We start from the raw sequence: 22,432 nt of genomic DNA, 5'->3' as shown, positions 1-22,432 counted from the left end.
AAAAATCCAGCAGGATGCGACCAGTGACATCACGAGACAAGACAGGCAATGGGAACACCATCATGGCCGATCCCCGCGTGGCCGGGCTGCTGCGGTTGATTCGTGCAGCCCTGCAACCGCCGCCGGGGGGCGGGCGAATCGCTTTGGCGCTCGGTTTGGGGGTGTTGTGCCACGCGGTCTTTGCTTTGGCGGTGCTGGCGATGATCACGGCAATGTTCTTTGGTCTGAGCGAGAGCCTGGGCCGTGTGCCGTGGCCTTGGGCCGCGCTCGTCAACGCTGCGCTGATCGTGCAGTTTCCGCTGGTGCATTCGGTGCTCTTGACCGGGCCGGGTGGGCGATTTCTGGCACGCCTGGTGCCCGGACCGCACGGGGCGACCCTGACCACCACGACCTATGCCCTGATCGCATCGCTGCAACTATTTGCGCTGTTCGCGCTCTGGACGCCGTCGGGCATCATCTGGTGGCGAGCCGAGGGTGCGGCCTTTTGGGCGATCTGCGCGGCCTACACCGGCGCGTGGCTCATCTTGATCAAGGCCAGTTTCGATGCCGGGGCCGAGGTGCAGTCGGGCGCGCTTGGCTGGATGTCGCTTCTGGCGCGCCGCAAGCCGCGTTTCCCCGACATGCCGGAGCGCGGCCTGTTTCGCCTCATCCGGCAGCCGATCTATGTGGGCTTTGCGCTGACGCTCTGGACGGTGCCGGTCTGGACGCCGGATCAACTGGCGCTGGCGCTGAGCCTGACCGCCTATTGCCTGATTGCCCCGCGCCATAAGGAGCGCCGTTTTGCCGCGCGCTACGGTGCGCGCTTTGATCGCTACCGCGCCCGCGTGCCCTACGTGACCCCATGCCGGAGGCGAGACGATGCGCAATGACCTGACGATCTATGATACGGTGGCCGATCACTGGTGGTCGGACGAGATCCGCTGGGTGCGGACGCTCAAGAATCTCGTGCCCGGTCGGTTGTCGTGGATGGATCGGCAGATCGAGTGGCAGGACAAGGCGGTGCTTGATCTGGGTTGCGCCGGGGGCTTCATGGCCGAGGCGCTTGATGATCGCGGCGCGCAGGTGACGGGGATCGACCCGGCCGAAGGCGCAATTGCCGCTGCACAGGCGCATGCGAAACAGGCGGGACGCGCCATCGCCTATGACGTGGGCGTGGGCGAGGCGTTGCCCTATGAAGATGCGGGTTTCGACGCGGTTGTCTGTGTCGATGTACTGGAGCATCTCAGCGATCTGACCCGTGTTCTGGCCGAGGTCACGCGCGTGCTGCGCCCCGGGGGTTTGTTCCTGTTTGACACCATCAACCGCAACCCGCTGGCGCGGCTCGCGACGATCACGGTGGCCGAGGATATCCTACGCCTGCTGCCGCGAGGCACGCATGACCCGGCGCTCTACATCAAGCCGCGCGAGTTGCGCCGCGCGCTCACCGATGCCGGGCTCGTGGCGGGGCCGTTTACCGGGCTGGGGCCACGCGGAATCAACCGGCGCGGCGACCTGACCTTCGGCCGCCTGCCACTCACCACCATCCTTTACATGGGCTTTGCCCGCAAACCCCGGAGGCCCGGATGCTGACTGCTGCTCTTCTTGTCACCTCGCTGCTCTTCGGTGGCATGGTGCTCTATTCCTTCGGATTTGCCGCCTTCCTCTTCAGCGCCCTGCCGGCGGATATGGCGGGGCCGACGATCCGCCGGGCGTTTCCGCATTTCTATCTATTCGTGATTGGCTGCGCGGGGTTGGCCGCCGCGCTGACATGGCCTTTCGACCCGGTGGGGGCGGGGCTGCTGGTGCTGGTCGCCCTGACAACCCTGCCGACCCGGCAGATACTCATGTCCGCGATCAACCGAGCCACGGATGCCGGTGCGACGGCCCGCTTCCATTGGCTGCACGGGCTGTCGGTCGCGATCACTATGGCGCATATCGGGTTGGCAGGGCTGGTGCTGGCCCGGTTCTTGTAGCGGCATAGCGTGACGCCGCGCGACACCTGGGGCGGGCCATCGTACCGAGACGACGCCCCGCTCCGCGCGCACTCGGGATCAGGCGAACCACCAGCGGTGATAGCCCCGCGCGCCGTCGAGTTCCCAGACTGAGGCGATGCTTTCGGTGTGCATGACATTGTCGCGCCGCGCCGAGGTGCGGTTGCGGAAGAACGGCACGATTGTGCCGCCGTCATCGCGGCAGAGCGACTGCATTTCGGCATACATCTCGGCGCGCAGGTCCTGGTTGATCTCGGATTTGGCCCGGAGGAGCAATTCGTTGAAACGCTCGTTCTCCCAATGGCTCTCGTTCCACTCGACCCCGGCCTTGTAAGCCAGCGAGAACATCACGTCCGGTGTCGGGCGCGCGGCCCAGGATGCGACGCAGAACGGCTTTTTTAGCCACACATTCGACCAATACCCATCGGCGGGCTCCTGATTCACATTGATGTCGAGACCGGCGGGCCGTGCCTGCTCGGCGAAGAGGGAACACATGTTCGTGGCCCCTGACAGCAGCGTGTCATTGACCGAGATCTGCACCGAGAGCCGGTCGTGCCCGGCCTTCTTGAGATGATAGCGCGCGCGGTCGAGGTCCTGCTCGCGCTGCGGCAGGTCGGCATGATACGGGATCGTCGGACCAATCGGATGATCGTTGCCGATCGTCCCGCGCCCGAACAGGATCTTGTCGACGATTTCCTGTCGGTTCATCGCATGCTTGAGCGCGAGGCGCACGTTGACATCGTCGAACGGCGCGACGTCGCAGAACATCGGCATGGTGATATGCGTGCCCGAGGGCACATCGTCGAGGATGACACCGGGTGCGCGCGCCAGCATCCCAGCGGTCTTGAGGTCGATATCGGTCACCGCGTCGACATCACCGGTGACGATCGCCGCCTGCCGGGCGTTAGGATCGTTGAGCACCGTCATCTCGATCGCGTCGAACCATGCCCCGCTGCCCGCGCGGTGCCAGCCGTCATGCCGCTCGAACGCGGCACGGATGCCCGGCTTGAACTCGGTCACCTTGTAGGGGCCGCAGCCGATACCGTTGGCCCAGTCGATGCTGCCATCCTCTTTCGCTGGCTGGATCACCAGATGGTAATCCGACAACAGATAGGGCAGGTCGGCATTGCCGGTCGAAAGGGTGAAGATCACCGCGTGTTCGCCATCAGCGCGGATATCGGTGACGTCCGACAGAAGCGGTGCCACGGCCGAGGTGGTGTCCGGCCCGCGGTGGTGGTTCATCGAGGCGATCACGTCCTTTGCCGTGACTGCGCGCCCGTCGTGGAAAGTGGCGTTGCGCGACAGCTCGAAGCGCCATTCGCTGCCGTCCTTGCCCAGGGCCTGCCAATCGGTGGCGAGGTCGGGTCCAAGCGTGTTCTCGTTGGTGATCTCGGTCAGATAGGCGCGGGCGACATGGCTGGAGTGGATCATCAGTATGCTCGCCGTGGTGGCGGGATCCCAGCTGTCGGTGCTGCTGCCGTCATGCACGCCGACGCGGAACGTGCCGCCCCGCGACGGTGCCGCGCGGGCCGGGCCGGACGCGACACCTAACAGCCCTGCGGCAAGACCGGACGCGACGGCCCCTTTCAGCACGTTCCGGCGGTTGGGATCGAGATTTGAAGGGATGCGGTATGTCATGAAGAACCTCCGTGTTGGCTACAGGTGAAAGACCTAGCCCGTCACCACCCCGTCGCCCACCACGATCTGCCGCTGGCACAGTGCGGCGATCTTCTCGTCATGGGTCGAGATCAGGAATGTGGTGCCCTCCTCGCGGTTGATCTGTGCGATGAGGTCCATCACCTGCATCGCCGAGACGCGATCGAGATTGCCTGTCGGTTCGTCCGCCAGGACCAGTTCGGGGCAGTTCATCAGGGCGCGCGCCACGGCGACGCGTTGTTTCTGGCCGCCAGACAGCTTGGTGGCGGGAAAGTCGATCCGGTCTGCCAGCCCCATGCGGGTGAGAAGGGCGCGCCCCCGCGCGCGGGCCCCCGCTGACTCGCGGCCCTCGCGTACGGCTGTGGGGAAGATCACGTTTTCCAGCGCGGTGAAATCGGGCAGCAGGTTGTGGAACTGAAAGACAAAGCCGATATGGGCATTGCGAAACTCGGTCAGCGCGCCGTCGTCGGCGGCAATGAGATCCCGCTCGAGCATCCGGTACTGGCCTGATGTGGGTTTCATCAAGGTGCCCAAGATCGTCAGAAGCGTGCTCTTGCCCGAGCCCGATGGCCCCAGAAGCGCCGCCATCTCGCCGCGCTCCAGATGCAGTGTAAGGCCGCGCAGCACGCGGGTTTCGGCCTCGCGGACACCAAACGTCTTGACCAGATCGCGGACATCCAGGAGCGCGCTCATTGGCCGATCGCCGTGACCGGATCGACCCGCGCCGCCGAGCGCGCAGGCAGGATTGATGCGAGGATCGCGCCGATCACCGTTAGAGTGATGGCCAGGCCGTAGGAGCCTTGGGTGATGTCCATCGGCAGGGTGCCCGGCTCGAACGCCTCGCGCGGGGGGAAGGGCAGTAGCGCGAGATACCCCAAGGCCGCCCCCATGACGCCCCCCATCAACCCAACGAGCGCGCCTTGCGCCACGAAGACGAAGACGACAAAGCCGCGCCCCGCACCCATGGCGCGCATGATGCCGATTTCAGGGCGGCGGCGATAGGTCGAGAGCAAAAGCGCCGACGCGACGCCGATCACGATGGTGATGAGCGCGAAGGTCTTGAGGAAATAGCCGGTCTGCGCCTGCGCATCTAGCGCCTCCATCAGCTGTTCGGCACCATCGGTCCAGGGCACGGCGTCCAGCCCGGTCAGGCTGCGGATGTGCGCCGCCGTGGCACCAGCGGCGTTGAGATCGGAGAGCTTGATCTCGATCCGGCTGGCACCCTGCGGCATGGCAAAGAGGGTGCGGGCGCTCGAGAGGCTGACAAACGCGCGCGCCCCGTCGATCGCGCCGTTGCCGGTCTCGAAGATGCCCGAGAGGGTCAGCAGGGCGGTGACACCTTCGGAGCTTTGCAGGCGCAGCGGTTGATTGAGCGACAGGTCAAGATCCTCGGCCAGTTCCCGGCCAAGGACGATCAGGCCCGAGCCCAAGCGCGCCCGCCCCTCGAGCATGTAGCCGGGCAGATCGAGGATCGCGGCCTCGCGACCCGGCTCGATCCCGGTCACGCTGACCTGCGCCACCTGCGCGCCGCGCGTGAGAAACCCCGCCCCGGTGATCTGCGGCGAGACCGCCTTGACCCCCGGCACGTCTTCGATCAGCGGCAGCCAGGTGGCGGCCTCGGCCAGTGAGGCGGTGCGTGTGCGGCCGCGCTGCGTGACCAGCAGCACATGCCCTTGCGGCGCGATCAGGATCGCGGGATCGTCGGGCTCGGCCTCGATGGTGATATGCGCGATATCGCCCACCGTGCGGGACAGGATGAACTGCGCAAGCCCGCCAATCAACGCCGACATGAAGATGAAGATGAAAACCCCGACCGCGACGCCCACCACCAGAAGCGCGGTCTGCGCCATGTTGGCGGTCAGGTAACGCGCCGCGATCTTGAGTGGATAGAGCATCAGGGCTGATCCATCGTCACGGCCTGACCGGCAGTGATGCCGCTGGCCTCGGTCACAAGGCGCTCGCCCTCGGCAAGACCCTCGGTCACGATGAGCCGGGCGGCGGGCCAGTCCACGACCGAGACAGGCCGAAACATGGTGCGACCCTCGCGCAGGAGGAACACGCCGGTCTCGCCCTCCACCTCTGTCAGCGCAGTGCGCGGCACGGTCAGGGCCGCTGCGCGCGTTTCGACGATGATGTTGGTCGCCACGGTCAGACCCACGGGGGCCACGACCGGCATGTCAAAGGACAGTTCCACCGCCAGCCCGCCGGTGGCGATGTCCACCCGTCGCGAGACATAGCTGACGCGCCCGGAGCGGGTCTGCGTTTCTCCGGCGAGTTGCAGCACGGCGGGCTGGTCGGTGGCAATCTGGGTGGCATAGGCCTCATCCACATCGGCCTCGACCAGCAGGGTGCCGAGATCGGCAAGGGTCATCAGCGGGGTGGAGGGGCTGACGAGTTGCCCCTGTTCGACATCGAGGCTCACCACGTGACCCGAGACGGGGGCGCGGATGGTATGATTTTCCAGCGCGATGCGTGCCTGATCGAGTGCGGCGCTGAGGCGGGCGACCTCTTGCGTGGCGGCTTCCAGCTTATGGGCGTAGGTATCGCGCACGGAACGCGCCACGGTCGTGTCGAGGGCAGCGGCGCGGTCGAATTCGGCGAGCGCCTCGGCCTGCGCATCCCGGGCCGCGTCCAGACGGGCCTGCGCCTGACGCAACAGCTTGCGCTGCGCGTTCGGGTCGACCTGAGCGAGAATATCACCCGCCTCGACCGCATCGCCCTCGGCCACCGGCAGCGCGGTGAGTGTGCCGGTCACGGTCGGCGTCACCCCGACTGAGTTATCCGCCGCGATCCGCCCGTTGATGGCAAGGACACGGGTGATCGGAGCAGGCGCGACAGTCTCGACCGGCACGACCGGCGGGCGGTTCATCCAACTCTGGGCCAGGACCAGCGCCGTCAAGGTCAGCCCAAGAGCAGCGAGCAGGACCCAGAACCGCCAGCGGCGCGATGCTTTAGGACGTTCGCGTCGCGATGACGGGACAAGCTGCCCGTGCGTCTGCTGCGGCGCAGACAACTCCACGCCGTCCTTGGTCGTGGACTGTTCATCAGCCGGGGCCAAATTGGCCTCCTTTCCGACAGGGCGTGCGACCCGGTCCACCGACGCGGGGTCCGGTGCCGTCACCTAAAGGCAGCATAGACGACTGCCACAGCGCGACCTTGACGCAAATCATCAGCACCTCTGATGGCGCGCGGTTTCTTGTGCGTTTTACACATTCTGTTTCTCGAATGTTTGTGACGGAGTCACCGACCGTCATGCGCGGACGTGCTAGGGACGCTGCAACCTGTCTACCGAGGAGCAAACCATGGCCGATTATCCTGTGAACATGGACGTGAAACCAGAGGTCGAGGCGTTCTTTGACGCGGCCACGAACACGATCAGCTACATCGTCAAGGATCCGGCCTCGGACGCCTGCGCGATCGTCGATTCGGTGATGGATATCGACTATGCTGCGGGCCGTATCACGTACGAGCATGCTGACGCGATGATCGCGACGGTCCAAAAGCGCGGATTGAGCCTCGAATGGATCATCGAGACCCATGTCCATGCCGATCACCTGAGTGCCGCGCCCTATATTCAGGACAAACTCGGCGGCAAGATCGGGATCGGAGAGAATATCCTGATCGTGCAGGATGTCTTCGGCAAGATATTCAACGAGGGTACCGAGTTTCAGCGCGACGGGTCGCAGTTCGACCGGCTGTTCAAGGATGGCGATACCTACACCGTCGGTGGCATGACCTGTTTCGCGATGCACACCCCCGGCCATACCCCTGCCTGCATGACCCATGTGATGGGGAACGCGGCCTTCGTGGGCGATACGCTGTTCATGCCCGATGGCGGATCGGCGCGGGCGGATTTTCCGGGCGGCGATGCGGCGACGCTCTATGACAGCATTCAAAAGGTGCTGGCGCTGCCCGACGCCATGCGCCTCTTCATGTGTCACGATTACGGCCCGAATGGCCGGGACATCCGGTGGGAAACCACGGTGGCCGAAGAAAAGGCGCATAACATCCACGTTGGTGGCGGCAAGACAAAGGAACAGTTCGTCAAGTTCCGCACCGAGCGGGACGCGACACTCGACATGCCGCGCCTGATCCTGCCCTCGCTTCAGGTGAACATGCGCGCGGGCGAGGTGCCGACGGACCGCGACGGCAACCCGATGCTGAAGGTGCCGGTCAACGCACTCTGAGGTCAGGGCGCAGGACCCCGAACGGGAGGAAACGCAATGCAATTCAACAAGGTGACCGACGCGCTGTCGGTCAGCCCCCAGATCAGCGCCGGGGATGTGGCGGCGATCCGCGAGGCGGGCTATCGTGCGATTATCTGCAACCGTCCCGATGGGGAGGGGGCGGATCAGCCGACCTTCGACGAGATCGAGGCGGCGACGAAGGCGGCGGGGCTGGAGGCGCGCTATCTGCCCGTCACATCGGGCATTGTGCAGGACGGTGATGCCGACGCGTTCGGGCAGGCGCTGATGCAACTGCCCGGTCCGGTGCTGGCCTACTGCCGCACCGGTACGCGCTCGGCCACACTCTGGTCATTGAGCCAGGCCAAGAGCCGACCGGTGCCCGAAATTCTCGCCGCGACCAAGGCCGCCGGGTACGACATGGCCGGGGTTGCGCGGCGGATCGTGAATGGCGGCAAGACGCCTACCGATACCGGCGATGCGAAATTCGATGTAGTGATCGTCGGCGGCGGCGCGGGCGGCATCGCGGTGGCGGCCAGCCTCAAGGCGCGCAAGCCGGGGCTGGAGATCGCCCTGATCGACCCTGCGGAAATTCATTACTATCAACCCGGCTGGACCATGGTCGGTGGCGGCATCTTCGAGCCTGCCGAGACCGCAAAAACCATGGGCAGCCTCATCCCGCGCGGGGTGCATTGGATCAAATCCGCCGTGGCCGCGTTCGAGCCCAAGGACAACGCCGTGATCCTTGATGGCTGTCGGGTGGTGAAATACGACCGCCTCGTGATCTGCCCGGGGCTCAAGCTCGATTGGGCAAGGGTCGAAGGTCTGGAGGAGACCCTCGGGCGCAATGGCGTCACCTCGAATTATCGTTACGATCTGGCCTCTTACACATGGGAACTGGTGCAGGGGCTGAAGCAGGGCCGCGCGCTTTTCACCCAACCGCCGATGCCGATCAAATGCGCGGGTGCGCCGCAAAAGGCGCTCTATCTCTCGGCGGATCACTGGTTTCGCACGGGCCGTCTGAGGGATATCGAGATCGGGTTTTGCAACGCGGGTGGCGTCCTGTTCGGGGTCAAGGATTACGTGCCCGCGCTGCAATCCTACATGGACAAATACGGCGCACGTCTGGATTTCTTTCACAATCTCGTGGCGGTGGATGGCCCGGCGAAGCAGGCGACCTTTGAGGTGGCAAAGCCTGACAGTGCTCCCGAACGCGTGACGATGGAGTTCGACATGCTCCATGTCTGCCCGCCGCAATGCGCGCCGGATTTCATCCGGGTCTCGCCCTTGGCCGATGCCGCCGGATGGATCGACGTGGATCAGGCGACGCTGCGCCACAAGACCCATGACAACATCTGGTCATTGGGTGACGTGATGAATGCGCCCAATGCCAAGACGGCGGCGGCGGCGCGGATTCAGGCCCCGGTGGTGGCCGAGAATATCGTCGCCGACATCCGTGGTCGCGAACCGGTGGCGCAGTATGATGGCTATGGATCGTGCCCGCTGACGGTGGAGCGCGGCAAGATTGTGCTGGCCGAGTTCGGATATGGCGGGGTGATGAAGCCCAGCTTCCCGAAGTTTATCATCGACGGCACCAAACCCAGCCGTCTGGCCTGGCTGCTCAAGGAAAAGATGCTGCCGCCAATCTATTGGAAGGCGATGCTGCGCGGACGCGAATGGCTGGCGCGGCCCGAGAAGATCAGCGCCGGGGGATGAGGCTGCGGCCCCCTCTCCCCGCCTGATGCCTCTTTTCTGAAAGACCACCACGAATGACCCGCATTGCCCGTTATTTCCCACCGCTCGACTGGGGGCGCAGCTATAGTCGCGCCACGCTGACCAATGATCTAGTGGCGGCGGTGATCGTGACGATCATGCTGATCCCGCAATCATTGGCCTATGCGCTCTTGGCGGGGCTGCCCACGCAGGCGGGGATCTATGCCTCGATCGTGCCGATCATTCTTTATTCGCTGTTCGGCACCAGCCGCGCACTGGCGGTGGGGCCGGTGGCGGTGGTGTCGCTGATGACGGCAGCGGCCATCGGGCAGGTCGCTGAGGCGGGCAGCATGGGCTACGCCGCAGCGGCACTGACGCTGGCGCTTCTGTCGGGGGCGATGCTGTTGGGCATGGGGCTGCTAAGGCTGGGCTTTGTCGCTAATTTCCTCAGCCATCCGGTGATCGCGGGCTTCATCACCGCGTCAGGCATCCTGATCGCCACGAGTCAGCTCAAGCATATCCTCGGCGTGCCTGCGGGCGGACATACGCTGATCGAGATGCTGCGCACGCTTGTCGCGCATCTCGGTGCAGTGAACTGGCCGACCCTGATGGTCGGCGTGCTGGCAACCGCGTTCCTGTTCTGGGTGCGCAAGGGGCTCAAGCCGCTCTTGCTCCGTGCGGGCCTCGCGCCGCGCATGGCTGACATTCTGGCCAAGACCGGGCCTGTGGCGGCCGTTGCGGTCTCGACCCTTGCCGTCTGGCTCTTTGGGCTGGATGCGCGTGGGGTGGCCATCGTGGGGACGGTGCCGCAGGGCCTGCCGCCACTGACATTGCCCGATCTTTCACCTGATCTTTTGTCTACGCTGCTTTTGCCTGCGGTGCTCATCTCGATCATCGGGTTTGTCGAATCGGTGTCAGTGGCGCAGACGTTGGCCGCCAAGAAACGCCAGCGGATCGACCCCGATCAGGAACTGATCGGCCTGGGCGCGGCCAACCTTGGCGCGGCCTTTACCGGTGGCTATCCGGTCACCGGGGGCTTTTCGCGTTCGGTGGTGAATTTCGACTCGGGCGCCGAGACGCCCGCCGCCGGGGCGTTCACCGCCGTGGGTTTGGCCATCGCCGCACTGGCGCTGACGCCGCTCATTTTCTTTCTGCCCAAGGCGGTGCTGGCAGCGACGATCATAGTGGCCGTCCTCAGCCTTGTGGATTTCTCGATCCTGCGCAAATCCTGGGGTTATTCCAAGGCCGATTTCACCGCCGTTCTGGCCACCATCCTGCTCACCCTCGGTATGGGGGTGGAGGCGGGCGTGTCCGCTGGTGTGATCCTGTCGCTGGCGCTGCATCTTTACAAGACGTCGCGCCCGCATGTGGCCGAGGTGGGGCTGGTGCCCGGCACGCAGCATTTCCGCAACATTCTGCGCCACGAGGTCGAGACCGATCCCGCGCTGCTGACGCTGCGGGTGGATCAGAGCCTCTATTTCGCCAATGCGCGGTTTCTGGAGGACCTCATTCAGGACAGGATCGCCGAGGATTGCGCGTTGCGGCACGTTGTTCTGATGTGCTCGGCGGTGAACGAGATCGACTTTTCGGCGCTCGAAAGCCTTGAGGCGATCAATGAACGGCTCGAGGCGGCGGGCATCACCCTGCACCTGAGCGAGGTCAAGGGGCCGGTGATGGACCGCCTGAAGCGCAGTCATTTTCTGGACGAAATGGGTGGTCAGGTGTTCCTGTCGCAATACGACGCGTGGCAGTGCCTGACCCCGCGCCGTTGAAGCCGCTTTCTGACTCAGGTCTTCTTTTGTGTGTCATCCGCCGGTGTCGCCGCGCTCTTCTCGCTTTCGTGACGGGCCTTGCGAAGACGGGCCATTTTTTCCTGCCGTTGGGTGTTTTCCTCTTCGGCGATCAACTTGACGGCGCGGTTGGTCTTTTCCATCGGCGTCTCTGTTCTGGGTCGCGCACTTGGAAAATCCGGCGATTTTTTGAACTTGGCGGTGATGTGAATCCCCTTTCAGTGTCTGGCGACTGCGCGGACCGAAGATGACCGTATAAGGGCGGGGCGATCGTGCGCCCGCGTCAGCGCATGCGCCTGACGCGTAATCTGTCCGGTGTCGGTTTGCAAACGCATAAGTCGAACGCGCAGTCTCCTGCCTTACCGAGGCGCGAGGGCAGGGCGGTGATGGTCCAGACTGTCGCCCATGGAACCGCGCAGACGTTCGAGGCCACGCTCGCGCAACTGGCGCACCCGCTCGCGCGATATGCCGTAGACCGTGCCGAGTTCTTCGAGCGTCATCGGCGGATCCTTCAAAACCGTGGAGACGACGATCACGCGTTCGCGGTCGGGCAGCTTGCCGAAATGGGTCTTTGCCTCTTGCCAGAATTTTTTGCGGTCCAGCCGGTCGGAGACCTGCTGTTCGACGTCGCAATCTGGGTCTTGCAGCAAATTGATGATGTCATCGCCATCCTCTGACGAGGCGGGCCGGTTGAGCGAACTGTCATTCCCGGCGAACTCGGTTCTGAAGGCGTCGAGTTCGGATGGTTCAAGACCAAGGGCCGTGGCGACGCGGCGATTCTTTTCATCGCGGGTCTCGCCTTGAGGCGCATTCACGTCATCCTCAAGGCGATGCAGATTGAAGAACACCTTGCGGGATTTTGCCGTGCGTGTGCGTTGTACCATCGACCAGGTGCGCAGGCGATACTCCTGCAATTCGGCCCTGATCCACCAGGCTGCATAGGTCGAGAAGCGAAACCCCTTGTCCGGATCAAAGCCGTTCGCGGCCTTGATGAGGCCGATATGGGCATGTTGGATCAGGTCCGGGTCATCCAGTTTCTTGTCCCTCGAGTGACGTTTGGCCGTGGCCATGGCAAGCGGTGCAAAGGCGCGCACCAACCGGTTGCGCGCGTCGACATCGCGGTTGTCCTGCCACGCCCGGGCGAGGCGCTGTTCGTCATCGGCACTTAGAAAGCCCGGCCTTGGCCGGTTGCGATGGTGTTTGGGATCGCTCGGGATGAAGGGTTTGTTCATGGGCTCGGTCTACGGTGAGATTTAGTTTTGAATCGAAATCATATAGAACAGGCGGCCCTTGTCAAACTGGTTTTGAATCGCTATCAAATTACCATGTCAGCCCGTATCCCCCACATCGAACACCTTGAGCAGTTGGCCGAAATGCTCGTGCATGTCGGGCGGTCTGCGCGCGCCGAGGGGCGCGAGGATATGCTGACCGCCGCGCAATGGACGGCGCTGCGATTTTTTGCGCGCGCCAATCGGGCGTCGCGCACGCCGTCGGCCTTTGCCAGCTTTCAGGCGACGACGCGCGGCACGGCCTCGCAGGTGATCAAGTCATTGGTGCAGGGCGGGTTTCTGGAACGGCATGCTTCGGACACGGACAAGCGCAGCGTGCGTTTCGAGGTGACGGGGCAGGGCCGCGACATCCTTGCGCGCGATCCGCTGCGCCACCTTGTCTCGGCACTTGCCGGGCTGAGCGATGCCGATCACGCCACCCTCGCGCGCGCCCTGCCGGATATCGCCTCGAACCTTGCGCGGCACCGGGGGGATCGCGGCTTTGGTACCTGTGGCGACTGCCGCTATTTCGAGGATCGTGACGGGGCCGCCTATTGCGCCTGCGTGGCAAGCGACCTCGCCCCGTTCGAGATCGGCCAGCTATGCGCGAATTTCTCGACAACTTCCACGAAAACCGAACCTACAGGATCCAAGCCATGAGCCAGACGCAGCAGCAGGATGCGGACCCGCGCAGCGGCCTGCCCGCGATGATCGCGGTCAGCAGCGGCAAGGGCGGTGTTGGCAAATCGACCGTGACGGTCAACCTTGCGCTCGCCCTTCGCGAAAGCGGGCTGCGTGTCGGGATCGTCGATGCTGATCTCTACGGCCCCTCCATTCCCGGCATGCTCGGGCTGTCCGACAGCGGCCCCCCCGCCATGTCGCCCGCCAAAAAAGTGATCCCGGCGGAGGGGCATGGTATCAAGGTGATCTCAATGGCCATGCTCACGAGCGACGACAAGCCCGCCGTGCTGCGCGGGCCGATGGTGACCAAGTATCTGCAGATGTTCATCACGCAGGTCGATTGGGAGGGCATCGACCTCTTGCTGCTCGACCTGCCGCCAGGGACGGGCGATATCCAGCTCACTTTGGCGCAGGCCTTTCCGCTGAACGGTGCGGTGGTTGTGACCACGCCGCAGGATGTCAGCCTGCGGATCGTGCGGCGCGGGTTGCGGATGATGGAACAGGTCAGCGTGCCGATCATCGGCGTTGTCGAGAACATGAGCGGGTTTACCTGCCCGTGCTGCGGCACGGTCACTGATATTTTCCGGCAGGGCGGTGGTGCGCGGATCGCGCAGGCGCTCGACGTGCCCTTCCTCGGCAGTGTTCCGCTGGACCCCGAGGTGGTGGAGAGCGGCGATACCGGGCGGCCCGCGATCCTGAGCGCACCCCAGGGCAAGGCCGCGCAGGCGTATCGTGATGTTGCCTCGGCCTTGGCAGGCCGGGTGGAGGGTGGCAGACGTGGGCTTCAGACGCCGTTCGACTGGCAGGTGGCCAAGGGCACGGGACAGCCCGCCCCCGGGGCCGTCGACCCGGATGGAAACCCGGAACTGCCCGTCGCGATGCGCTATGACGACGCCACCCTGCGGATTACCTGGGAAGACGGGGCCGAGATGGCGCTGAACCCGCGCGACATGCGACTGGCCTGCCAGTGTGCGGCCTGCCGCGACGAGATGTCGGGCGCGCGACTGCTCGATCCCGCGGCCGTGCCGCTCGACGTGGCACCCACTCGGATCTGGAATGTCGGCAATTACGGGATCGGCGTCGCGTTCAGCGATGGCCACAGTTCGGGGATTTACACCTTCAAGGCGCTGCGCGCGATGGAGGCAAGCGATCTCGAGGATGTCTGACCTTACGCCCCCCAAGCGCCGGATTCGCGTGCAGGCCTCTGATCGTGACCCGATGACCATGCGGTTCCTGCTCGACAGCGATGTTCAGCCCGGATCAAGTGTGAGCTTCACGGCTGCCGAGGCCGAGAACGCCCCCTTGGCCACCGCCCTTTTCGCCATCGACGGGGTGGAGCAAGTGCAGGTCGGCGGGGCCTCGATCCATGTCCGGCGTGCCGAAGGGGCAGAGTGGACGCACCTCAAGCCGCGCATCGCGGAGGCGATACGCAGGGTACTTGATACCTGCGATCATCCGCTTGGCACGGCGCAGCCGCCCCGGGATGACGATGCGCGCCTCCTAGATCAGGTGCAGGACCTGCTCGACCGGCAGGCCAATCCGGCGATTGCGGCGCATGGCGGCAGTGTGAGCGTTGACCGGGTGGAAAAGGCCCGCGTCCATCTGCGCTTTGCCGGGGGGTGCCAGGGCTGTGCGGCCTCGTCCCAGACCCTGCGCGAGGGGATCGAGACGATGCTGCGGGCGGCGCTGCCGGAGATCACCGAGATTATCGACGTGACCGATCACGACGCCGGGGTGAACCCGTATTACACCGGCGATGATGGCCCGTCGCCAAAGCTGACCCGCCCGGTGCCCGCCTCGGTCGTGGATCACAGCGAGGGCGAGCTGCGGATCGACCCGGAGTTTCTGGCAAGGCGTCTCGGGCTTACCCCGGAAACGCTTTCGGCAGGCCTCGCCAATGGCGATATCGAGCGCCATGTCGAGACCCGCACCGGTCAGAGTGGCCCGATCACGCGCGTCAGCGTATTCGCGCCGACCCGGTCCTGGGCGGCGGACCTGCATGACAATGGCCGCATTTTCGAGGTGCCGCCGCCGCGCCGCGAGGCCCGGATCGAAGCCAAGACCGCGACCCTCACAGACCGGGTGCGCGCGCATTTGAACAGCCTTGATACCGACGTCAGACCGATAACATACAGCGCCTTGGCTCGGGCGCTCGGGCTTTACCTGCCGGGTTCTGTGCGCAAGGTGACACAGGCGCTCGAAGCCACTATGCGCGAGGACGCGGCGGCAGACCGACCCTTCGTGGCAGCGGGGGTGGTCAACCGGCATTCCGGCTTGCCGGGCAAGGGGTTCTTCGATCTGGCACAGGCCCTCGGGCACGCCATTCCGAAAGATCAGGAGGCCCTCGCCACATACCGTCAAAGGCTGACCACGCGGCCCTGAGGGGATTGGACCTGTGCCAAATGCAGCACCGCCCACTGACCTGTGCTGCGGCTTGCAAAAAACCGCCGTTGTCTTTGTCGGGCCTCGAAACGATGTTGAACATCCTCGGGGCGGCGATATTCTGGCGGTATGTGCATTTTATCTCCCCAATCGGGCGCGATCTGCGTCCCATTCTCTCCGCTCGCCCGTTATGATCGCCCGTTGTTGCGCCGCGTATGCGGGCACATCAAGGAAATGCTGCTCGCTCTTGTCCTTTCGCTCTTTGCGACCGTGATCGTCTATGCGGAGGACATGCCGCAGGGTTGGGTGCCGGACGTGCTTGTGTTGCCTGATGACGCTGAGGTCATGATGGACAGGGCGATTGGCTCCAGTATCCGGATGTTTTCGTTCAGCACGGCGCAGGACGTGGAGGCTCTGTTCGGCGATTGGTCCGTGGCGCTAGAGGAAAACGGCTACACCATCCGCGCGCAGCAAGCCGAGTTGGACGAGACTGCGATCGAATTCTCGGGTCGTGACATTCTGAACGCGAAGATCGCGACGGATGTCGCAGGCGAGGGCAAGCGTCGCGTGATCACGTTCGATGCGACGCTTCAGTGAAGGCCCAAAGGCGCTCAGAGACGTCTCGCGCAATGCGTGATCATTTGCAGTGTCAAATCAGGCCTTCTCCGGAAACAGCCACCCCGAGACAGGAACCAGGGCGCGCGTGACAACGGGGATCAACGCGAGGCCGCTGGCCAGCCCGATGATGCCGTCCAGTCCTGCCGTCACCACCCATGTCACGAAGCCTGGGGCAGAACCAACCGCCTCTGCCACAAGCTTGGCGGCCTGGTTGATTTGCTCATAGGGCAGATGCCAGCCCAGATCGTGCAGCCCGTGCACGAGGATGCTGCCCCCGACCCAGAGCATCGCCACGGTGCCGATGGTGGCGATCCCCGCCATCACGGCAGGCATGGATTTGACGATGCCGCGCCCCAAGGCACGGGTCGCGGCGAGTCGGCCTTTCGCGCTCAGGAAAATTCCCAGGTCGTCGGCTTTCACCAGCAGCGCCACAGCACCATAGACCAGTGCCGTGATCCCGATCGCCACCGCCGCCAGCGCGAGGGCCTGGATCCAGAAACTGCCGATGTCGATCTGTGACAGCGAAATGGTCATGATCTCGGCGGACAGGATGAAATCGGTCTTGATCGCGCCTTTTACCCGCTGCTCTTCCAGATGCGCCGCATCCAGGGTCTTGGCCTGCTGCGGCCCCTTGTCCTTGTGCGGCACGATGAGATGCCAGACCTTCTCGGCCCCCTCGAAACACAAATACGCCCCGCCGATCATCAGAAGCGGCGTCAGCATCCAGGGCAGAAATGCCTGCAACAAAAGTGCGGCAGGCAATAGGATCACCAGCTTGTTGAAAAACGACGCCCGCGCGATCTTCCACACGATCGGCAATTCGCGCGCCGCAGGCAGGCCGGTCACGTATTTCGGAGTCACGGCAGCGTCGTCGATGACCACACCCGCGGCCTTGGTCCCGGCCTTGCTGGCCTGTGCCGCGACATCGTCGAGCTGCGTCGCCGCCAGCTTGGCAATCGCCGCCACATCGTCGAAAAGCGCCAGTAATCCGCTCATGATACTCTCTGCCTTGGTTCGTCGCGCCGACAGCCGACCCTTCCAAAGAGCAAAGACTGCTCAGTCACGATGTCGCAGTTTCGCGCCGTGTTCAAGGCAGGGAAACCCGCAGATCCTTGAAAGTCCGTGCCTTCGGTCGGTGTCAACGGATGGCATGGACGGAAGGCGAGGGTGGCATTCGGTCGCCACTTGGCACCGGACGTGGCGCGTGAGCCATGGGCTGGGTCCGGACGATTGATGCAGGTTGGTGATGCATATTGGAGGCGAGTACCGGAATCGAACCGGTGTACACGGATTTGCAATCCGGAAATTTTCGTTGATTTAGCAGGGATAAATTGTAAACGGACTTGTTTCGTTCACGGTCACTTTTCAATAGGTTACGAGGCCGAGGTAAACGGTTTTTCGGAGGCCAAAAGGCAAAGAAAAACCGCTGAGGGGGCGGCTACCCACCTCAACGGCATAGAAGAATTTTTCCACCCTCATCATTACGCGATTTTTGGCCCGACCTCAAGCCAATTGGCGGTGCAATTATGAGTTGGCGGATCGCAAATGAATGCGCAGAGCGTCGTTTTGGTAGTGCCGCGCGCAAACAGATAATCATGTTTCTGGCTGACAAGGCAAGCGATGACGGCTCGGGTATCTGGTGCTCCAAAGGAACGATCCAGCGCCACACAGAGCTTAGCGAGAGCACTGTCAAACGCACCATCATCGACTTCCTGCGTGAGGGGATCTTGATCGAAACGGGGCGGCGGAACTGCAAGAACGGCTACACCGTCATCTACCGTATTGTTCTCGAACGCGTGGCGGCGATGGAAACCACGGCGGAACCCGATATCGAGACGGGGGTCACTGTGAACCCCGTCCGGCCTGAACCCGGTACGGGGTCCACAGTGGCCGGGGTACGGGGTTCACTGTGGACCCCAAACCTTCCTAAAACCATCCATAAACCACCTACGCGCAGGCGCGAGGCGACGGAGGAGGTTGAAGATCTTGAATCTGAGAAGATCCTAGCAACCTATCCTCAGGACAGAATCCGAGACCGACGGACCTGCCTGTTCCAGATTGCTGCGGCGGTGAAGGCAGGCGTTGCGCCCGATGATCTGCTGAAGGCAGTCAAAACCTATGCTGCTGAGACCGAAGGTTACACGCGCAGTAAGATCTGTTTCTCGGACAATTGGTTCAAGATGCGCCGGTGGGAGAAGAGGCTTGCCCAGATACAGGCCGATCGCGAGAAGGCGCGAGAGGCCGAAGTCAACGGCCGTACTCGGCTCGCCAGCTGGATCCATGAGCGTCATCCCATGTGCCGTCATATAACCAATCGACAGATTGAGGATTTGATTTTGTCGAAACAGGTGACGCCTGAGCAAGTCTGCGCGGCGGGGCTGCAGGCGTGACGCGGGTTGCTCTGAAAATAGCGGTTCTCGCTCTGCAGGCCTTGAGAAGCACCACAGGAAATCGGGCAAAAGGGTCAGCTGTTGATCTCAGCCTCAAAAGTCTGAATCTTAGCCAGAATTTCATCGAAGGTGGGCACGTCACCGATGATCATTTCCCGCATGCCTGCATAGTCCTTTCGAAGCGCGGCAGTGAGCTCTTCGTTCGGTGTCAGGCGAAGAGAGCCAGGTTTGGCTTCTTCGTAGTTCGCCTTGGCGGATTTGAAAAAGACCGATTTATGATGTGCCACTTGTGTCAGCAAATCGAGACTTTGAAGCGCGCGGTCCTTGGCCTCATGCTCGATCAGCTGCGCCATGTCGTAGTAGTGGCGCGACATTCGATCCGCGAGAGGCTTGGCGGCATCCTGATGGAAAAGCATGTGCAAGATGGTAGCTTTTTCCCAGAACGTGCGCTCGACGCCCAACACTTTCACGCCGACCTGACTGTTGGTCAAAAGATCAGGGAACGCCTGATGCAAGTATGGAGCAATATGGATCTGCTCGGCTGGAAGTTGTACGCCGCGCGCACCGAACTCAAAACGCACAATTGGTTGGACGTACCCGGCAATACTTTCAGCCGTCGAGGGATATCCGAAGAGAATGGTCTGCGCATCATTTGGGTCGATTGATAGCTTGAACTCCTGATCCAGGCTGGCGTCAAACGCTGTTTGGATCTCAGCCAACAGTCGGCCACCAACGGCCTCTTCAGCCACCCCCTGCAATTCCTGAAGCAATTTCTTTTGCTTCTTGCCTGATAGATCAGGGCCTTCTGGGTCACGATCACCGACAAAACCAAGTTGTTCTCGATCGAGAGATAGGTCCACATCTTCAGAGAATCTGTGGATGACGTCATAGGCTTTGGAGAGGGAGGTTCCGCCTTTGAAAATCATTTGCTCGCCAAAGGATGGCAATGCGAAAAGCTGTTTGAGCGACCAGCAGACCCAGAAGTCTTTTTCAATTATTGCCTTTGATATTCCAAGCTGCGCTGCAGTCTCTTGAAAGGCCTCGTCTCTGAGTACTGGGGGGTCGTTGGCGAACTGCTCCATGCTTATGCGTGTGCAACAATCTGTTGCAAGATCGGGTGCATCCAAGCAGGGACATACCTGCTTTGTTTTGCCAGCAGCATCCGGTCCTTGTCGTCCAGTGCGCGAGCAAGCTGGTCGACGATTTGGCCGTCTACACGATCCTTGCCAAGATAACGCAATGCCTGGAAGACAACCCCGGTCTTATGGCCTGCGCCGACGAGCGTCTTGGAGGACGCGTTCCGGAATTGGATGACTTGCCGCCCAACCTTCTTGGTACGAGTAGGGCCGTCGGTCATATAGGTAGGCTTGGAGGGCACCTGAGTTGATAGGCCCAATCGGTTGGCGGCCATTGATGGCGACGGTTGCAGAATCTGACCGTCCTTAAGGGCAACTGCCTTGGCGATATCATCTGTGGATGGAGACAGAAATCCGAAGCGAGGGCTCTTCTTTGGATAGTCGTATAGCCCCCGTGTGAGCCGTCGGATCACTCCCTGATCGGCCAGACGCGACAAAGCTTGGTCCACGCTTGCGCGGGACCCGATATCAAGAAAGTCAGCCGGTGCAAAGATTGCCCCGCGTCTCTTTCCGATGATGCGTTGCTTGATATTCGACGTAATCATGTTTGAACTCCTTGTCAGAAAATAGGGTATGTTTTTCTGAAAGTCAATGAGCTGTTAATAGCGACAGATCAGGTCCGTGCGGCAGGGATGAAAGCGGGAGGTAGTATGGCGGTGTCAAATTTACGCTACAGCGCAAACTGCGTGAATTTATTCTATAGCGTAAACGGCCAGGAGTTAGGCTACTTGACGTATGATCTAACGATCATAATTGAGGTTTATGATCTGAGGGTCATAATCACGGCAGGAGAACTGATTTGCAGAACCTTGTTCGCACTCCCAAAAACCTTGGCCATGCAATCCGCCAGGCTCGTCGAGAGAAGAACTGGACGCAGGCTGAACTCGCAACGCGCAGCGGTGTTTGGCAGGAAACCATCTCAAAAGCCGAGGCTGGAAAGGGCGGCACCAAACTAGACACAATCTTCGCGCTCTTGGCTGCGTTAGACCTAGAGATCATGGTCGAAAAGCGCAGCAAAGGCATGTCTTCAGAGTTTGATGGCATTTTTGAATAGTCTGTTGCCGCGGCGTTGTGGCTGTCAGCGACTCATCGGTTGGCCAAAGCCCTTCATCTTTTTGGTGCGGTATGACGCGATCGGTTAGTTTGCAAGTGCCATGTCCGATCCTCAACGCTGTGTTTCTGATTGCTGAACATAAGCAGGCAGCCGTGTCAGACGCAGTGCAAGCCCCGCTTCAACAAGAAAATTCCCCTGCGCCAGCGCATTCCTCGCGAGGCAATTTTCTCGCTGACAGCCCCTTGGTGCCCGCTTTGGTCATGTTCATCGAAACACTCAAAGTGAGGATCAAAAATTGGCTACTCAAACTCTGAAACTGAACGTCAAATCCGGCGAAAAAGACGGCAAGAACTTCTGGGACCGCTGCGGCGTCCTCTTCGTCAACACCGACGACAGCGGCAACATCACCTCAATCAACGTCAAACACAGCATGTTCCCCGACGTCGAAATGGTCGCCTTTCCGCGCCGCGAGGACGACCCGGTCACCGAGTGATCATTGCGCCGGGGCGGACATACCGCCCCGAGTGCATTCACTTAGAAGCGGTTTGTCGTCCGCAAAGCACATAATGATCGATGCGGAACGTGGTTCCCGACGGAAAATTTTGTACGGGCAACTGTGGGTCTTAACAGTATGACTTGAAATAAAGAAAGGTATCTTTATTGATGGTGCGTATTGAAGATTGAGGTGCTCATGGCTGATCCTGAAACGAACGATCCTCTCGAAGAACTCGTGAGTCTGAATTTTAAGATAACTGAACGCCAGAGGCGAGAGTTCAAGGTTTGGTGCGCGGAGCGAGGTATCACGCAGGTTGATGGGTTTAGGCGTGGATTTAAATTACTTAAAGATACAGAAAAGAGAAATTCATGAGTTCTGGTTATAACATTCCCCTGGTGACGTCGATTTGTGAGCTCAGCCCAGACGCTTTCTCAATGAGTAGATCTGAACAAGTTGAGCACCTGTCCTCGATTACAGGGGCGGACCTCGCTTCGGCTAAGGCTTTCTACGCGCGAAACCACGTAACTAGCGGTATGTCGGAATTTCTTCGCGGCGCTCTAAAGCGCCTTAGCGGTCAAAGTCAGCAAGCTATTTTCGAGCTCAGACAGGCCATGGGCGGAGGTAAGACTCACAACATGATCGCATTGGGCCTTTTGGCTCGCTTCCCTGAGTTGAAAGATTTGCTTCCGGACACGATTACTTCTGGCATGGATGATGAGCCAGCTGTGATTGCCACGGTTAACGGTCGGGATGTACAAAATTTCATTTGGGGAGATAAGGCTTATCCCCTTCGTTCCGGCGGCACAGGATGTTGTGCCACCGGGCTTGCAAATCTGTGATGTTCGCTTATTGTTCCGCTCATGCCAGCCAGATGGAAAAACGATAGACCTATGTCCCGCCAAGCGTTCGACGCGCTTTTTTTCGATGAGGAAGCGTGTTCGGAGTATCTGGCAGAACGACGCTGGCCGGACGGCTTCGTCTGCCCCTCTTGTGGCACCTGCAAGGGTTGGCCTCTCAAGCGAAATCGGGCGACCTGGGAATGTGCTGGCTGCGGGCGACAGACATCCGTGACGGCTGGCACGGTGATGCACAGC

At 61.9% G+C, this 22,432-nt stretch carries 24 protein-coding genes and 1 tRNA gene; 15 read left to right on the top strand and 10 right to left on the bottom strand.

What is annotated here, in order from left to right; translation table 11 throughout:
- Window positions 1-62: 62 nt before the first annotated feature.
- Genes BMX04_RS14145 through BMX04_RS14135 form a run of 3 tightly spaced genes read left to right on the top strand, consistent with a single transcriptional unit; the run spans window position 63 to window position 1,952 of the window.
- Window positions 63-869: a methyltransferase family protein gene (locus BMX04_RS14145; RefSeq protein WP_074787556.1), complete on the top strand. Its 807-nt coding sequence runs from the start codon at window positions 63-65 to the stop codon at window positions 867-869.
- Window positions 859-1,569 (top strand): bifunctional 2-polyprenyl-6-hydroxyphenol methylase/3-demethylubiquinol 3-O-methyltransferase UbiG, encoded by a 711-nt coding sequence (gene ubiG / locus BMX04_RS14140; RefSeq protein ID WP_074787554.1) that lies wholly within the window; start codon window positions 859-861, stop codon window positions 1,567-1,569. Before BMX04_RS14145 ends, ubiG begins: the two co-directional genes overlap by 11 nt.
- On the top strand, window positions 1,563-1,952 hold the full coding sequence (locus tag BMX04_RS14135; RefSeq protein WP_074787552.1) for a DUF4149 domain-containing protein: 390 nt from the start codon (window positions 1,563-1,565) through the stop codon (window positions 1,950-1,952). Before ubiG ends, BMX04_RS14135 begins: the two co-directional genes overlap by 7 nt.
- Window positions 1,953-2,030: 78 nt before the next feature.
- Here the strand turns inward: BMX04_RS14135 and BMX04_RS14130 are convergent, their stop codons facing one another.
- From BMX04_RS14130 to BMX04_RS14115, 4 genes are read right to left on the bottom strand one after another with little or no spacing between them, the layout of a single operon-like run.
- On the bottom strand, window positions 2,031-3,608 hold the full coding sequence (locus BMX04_RS14130; protein ID WP_074787550.1) for an ABC transporter substrate-binding protein: 1,578 nt from the start codon (window positions 3,606-3,608) through the stop codon (window positions 2,031-2,033).
- A 33-nt stretch (window positions 3,609-3,641) separates the two neighbouring features.
- Window positions 3,642-4,319: an ABC transporter ATP-binding protein gene (locus BMX04_RS14125; protein WP_074787548.1), complete on the bottom strand. Its 678-nt coding sequence runs from the start codon at window positions 4,317-4,319 to the stop codon at window positions 3,642-3,644.
- Complete coding sequence (locus tag BMX04_RS14120) at window positions 4,316-5,521, bottom strand: ABC transporter permease (RefSeq protein ID WP_074787546.1); 1,206 nt, start codon at window positions 5,519-5,521, stop codon at window positions 4,316-4,318. Before BMX04_RS14120 ends, BMX04_RS14125 begins: the two co-directional genes overlap by 4 nt.
- Window positions 5,521-6,684, bottom strand: a complete 1,164-nt coding sequence (locus BMX04_RS14115; protein WP_244888559.1) for an efflux RND transporter periplasmic adaptor subunit — start codon at window positions 6,682-6,684, stop codon at window positions 5,521-5,523. The genes BMX04_RS14120 and BMX04_RS14115 overlap by 1 nt, the downstream gene beginning before the upstream one ends.
- Window positions 6,685-6,928: 244 nt before the next feature.
- Between BMX04_RS14115 and BMX04_RS14110 the strand changes: the two genes are divergently transcribed.
- The 3 genes from BMX04_RS14110 to BMX04_RS14100 are packed head-to-tail and all read left to right on the top strand — an operon-like array spanning window position 6,929 to window position 11,295.
- Complete coding sequence (locus tag BMX04_RS14110) at window positions 6,929-7,813, top strand: MBL fold metallo-hydrolase (RefSeq protein WP_074787544.1); 885 nt, start codon at window positions 6,929-6,931, stop codon at window positions 7,811-7,813.
- A gap of 36 nt (window positions 7,814-7,849) precedes the next feature.
- Entirely contained in the window at window positions 7,850-9,526 is a 1,677-nt protein-coding gene (locus tag BMX04_RS14105; RefSeq protein ID WP_074787542.1) for a bifunctional protein tyrosine phosphatase family protein/NAD(P)/FAD-dependent oxidoreductase, read from the top strand.
- Between the two features lie 53 nt (window positions 9,527-9,579).
- Window positions 9,580-11,295: a SulP family inorganic anion transporter gene (locus BMX04_RS14100; RefSeq protein ID WP_074787540.1), complete on the top strand. Its 1,716-nt coding sequence runs from the start codon at window positions 9,580-9,582 to the stop codon at window positions 11,293-11,295.
- 14 nt (window positions 11,296-11,309) lie between these two features.
- On the opposite strand, the gene BMX04_RS19465 is transcribed toward BMX04_RS14100, so the two are convergent.
- On the bottom strand, window positions 11,310-11,456 hold the full coding sequence (locus BMX04_RS19465) for a hypothetical protein (protein ID WP_175477377.1): 147 nt from the start codon (window positions 11,454-11,456) through the stop codon (window positions 11,310-11,312).
- A 216-nt stretch (window positions 11,457-11,672) separates the two neighbouring features.
- A complete protein-coding gene (locus BMX04_RS14095; RefSeq protein WP_074787538.1) occupies window positions 11,673-12,545 on the bottom strand; it encodes a sigma-70 family RNA polymerase sigma factor in 873 nt (290 codons plus the stop codon).
- Window positions 12,546-12,638: 93 nt separating this feature from the next.
- Here BMX04_RS14095 and BMX04_RS14090 point away from each other — a divergent pair, with 93 nt between their 5' ends.
- The 4 genes from BMX04_RS14090 to BMX04_RS14075 all read left to right on the top strand — a co-directional run bounded on the left by BMX04_RS14090 (window position 12,639) and on the right by BMX04_RS14075 (window position 16,241).
- Window positions 12,639-13,241: a MarR family winged helix-turn-helix transcriptional regulator gene (locus BMX04_RS14090; RefSeq protein ID WP_074787536.1), complete on the top strand. Its 603-nt coding sequence runs from the start codon at window positions 12,639-12,641 to the stop codon at window positions 13,239-13,241.
- Window positions 13,238-14,428 carry a P-loop NTPase gene (locus BMX04_RS14085; RefSeq protein ID WP_074787534.1) on the top strand — a complete coding sequence of 397 codons (1,191 nt, stop codon included), beginning with the start codon at window positions 13,238-13,240 and terminating at the stop codon, window positions 14,426-14,428. Before BMX04_RS14090 ends, BMX04_RS14085 begins: the two co-directional genes overlap by 4 nt.
- Window positions 14,421-15,644 (top strand): NifU family protein, encoded by a 1,224-nt coding sequence (locus BMX04_RS14080; RefSeq protein ID WP_074787533.1) that lies wholly within the window; start codon window positions 14,421-14,423, stop codon window positions 15,642-15,644. The genes BMX04_RS14085 and BMX04_RS14080 overlap by 8 nt, the downstream gene beginning before the upstream one ends.
- 234 nt (window positions 15,645-15,878) lie before the next feature.
- Window positions 15,879-16,241 carry a hypothetical protein gene (locus tag BMX04_RS14075; RefSeq protein WP_074787531.1) on the top strand — a complete coding sequence of 121 codons (363 nt, stop codon included), beginning with the start codon at window positions 15,879-15,881 and terminating at the stop codon, window positions 16,239-16,241.
- Between the two features lie 57 nt (window positions 16,242-16,298).
- Here BMX04_RS14075 and BMX04_RS14070 read toward each other — a convergent pair whose 3' ends face one another.
- Both BMX04_RS14070 and BMX04_RS19460 read right to left on the bottom strand, forming a co-directional pair.
- Window positions 16,299-17,258 (bottom strand): DUF808 domain-containing protein, encoded by a 960-nt coding sequence (locus tag BMX04_RS14070; protein ID WP_074787529.1) that lies wholly within the window; start codon window positions 17,256-17,258, stop codon window positions 16,299-16,301.
- 258 nt (window positions 17,259-17,516) lie between these two features.
- Window positions 17,517-17,581: transfer RNA gene (locus BMX04_RS19460), tRNA-Cys, on the bottom strand.
- Window positions 17,582-17,788: 207 nt separating this feature from the next.
- Between BMX04_RS19460 and BMX04_RS14065 the strand changes: the two genes are divergently transcribed.
- Entirely contained in the window at window positions 17,789-18,652 is an 864-nt protein-coding gene (locus tag BMX04_RS14065; RefSeq protein WP_074787527.1) for a hypothetical protein, read from the top strand.
- A 74-nt stretch (window positions 18,653-18,726) separates the two neighbouring features.
- Here the strand turns inward: BMX04_RS14065 and BMX04_RS14060 are convergent, their stop codons facing one another.
- Window positions 18,727-19,734: a nucleotidyl transferase AbiEii/AbiGii toxin family protein gene (locus BMX04_RS14060; RefSeq protein WP_074787525.1), complete on the bottom strand. Its 1,008-nt coding sequence runs from the start codon at window positions 19,732-19,734 to the stop codon at window positions 18,727-18,729.
- A gap of 2 nt (window positions 19,735-19,736) precedes the next feature.
- Window positions 19,737-20,333 carry a DUF6088 family protein gene (locus BMX04_RS14055; protein ID WP_074787523.1) on the bottom strand — a complete coding sequence of 199 codons (597 nt, stop codon included), beginning with the start codon at window positions 20,331-20,333 and terminating at the stop codon, window positions 19,737-19,739.
- Window positions 20,334-20,587: 254 nt separating this feature from the next.
- Here BMX04_RS14055 and BMX04_RS14050 point away from each other — a divergent pair, with 254 nt between their 5' ends.
- The 4 genes from BMX04_RS14050 to BMX04_RS14030 form a co-directional block, all read left to right on the top strand.
- Window positions 20,588-20,842 (top strand): helix-turn-helix domain-containing protein, encoded by a 255-nt coding sequence (locus BMX04_RS14050; protein ID WP_074787521.1) that lies wholly within the window; start codon window positions 20,588-20,590, stop codon window positions 20,840-20,842.
- 295 nt (window positions 20,843-21,137) lie between these two features.
- Window positions 21,138-21,335 (top strand): hypothetical protein, encoded by a 198-nt coding sequence (locus tag BMX04_RS14045; RefSeq protein WP_074787519.1) that lies wholly within the window; start codon window positions 21,138-21,140, stop codon window positions 21,333-21,335.
- A gap of 371 nt (window positions 21,336-21,706) precedes the next feature.
- The gene (locus tag BMX04_RS14035) at window positions 21,707-22,177 is read left to right on the top strand and encodes a hypothetical protein (protein WP_217644490.1); all 471 of its coding nucleotides are present in this window, start codon (window positions 21,707-21,709) and stop codon (window positions 22,175-22,177) included.
- 21 nt (window positions 22,178-22,198) lie between these two features.
- Window positions 22,199-22,432, top strand: a 234-nt coding sequence (locus tag BMX04_RS14030) for a transposase (RefSeq protein WP_139194567.1), incomplete at its 3' end; no start/stop codon positions are given.

The organism is Roseovarius tolerans, from assembly GCF_900109855.1.
Taxonomy (GTDB): Bacteria; Pseudomonadota; Alphaproteobacteria; order Rhodobacterales; family Rhodobacteraceae; genus Roseovarius; species Roseovarius tolerans.
This window is presented reverse-complemented; position numbering and strand designations above follow the sequence as displayed.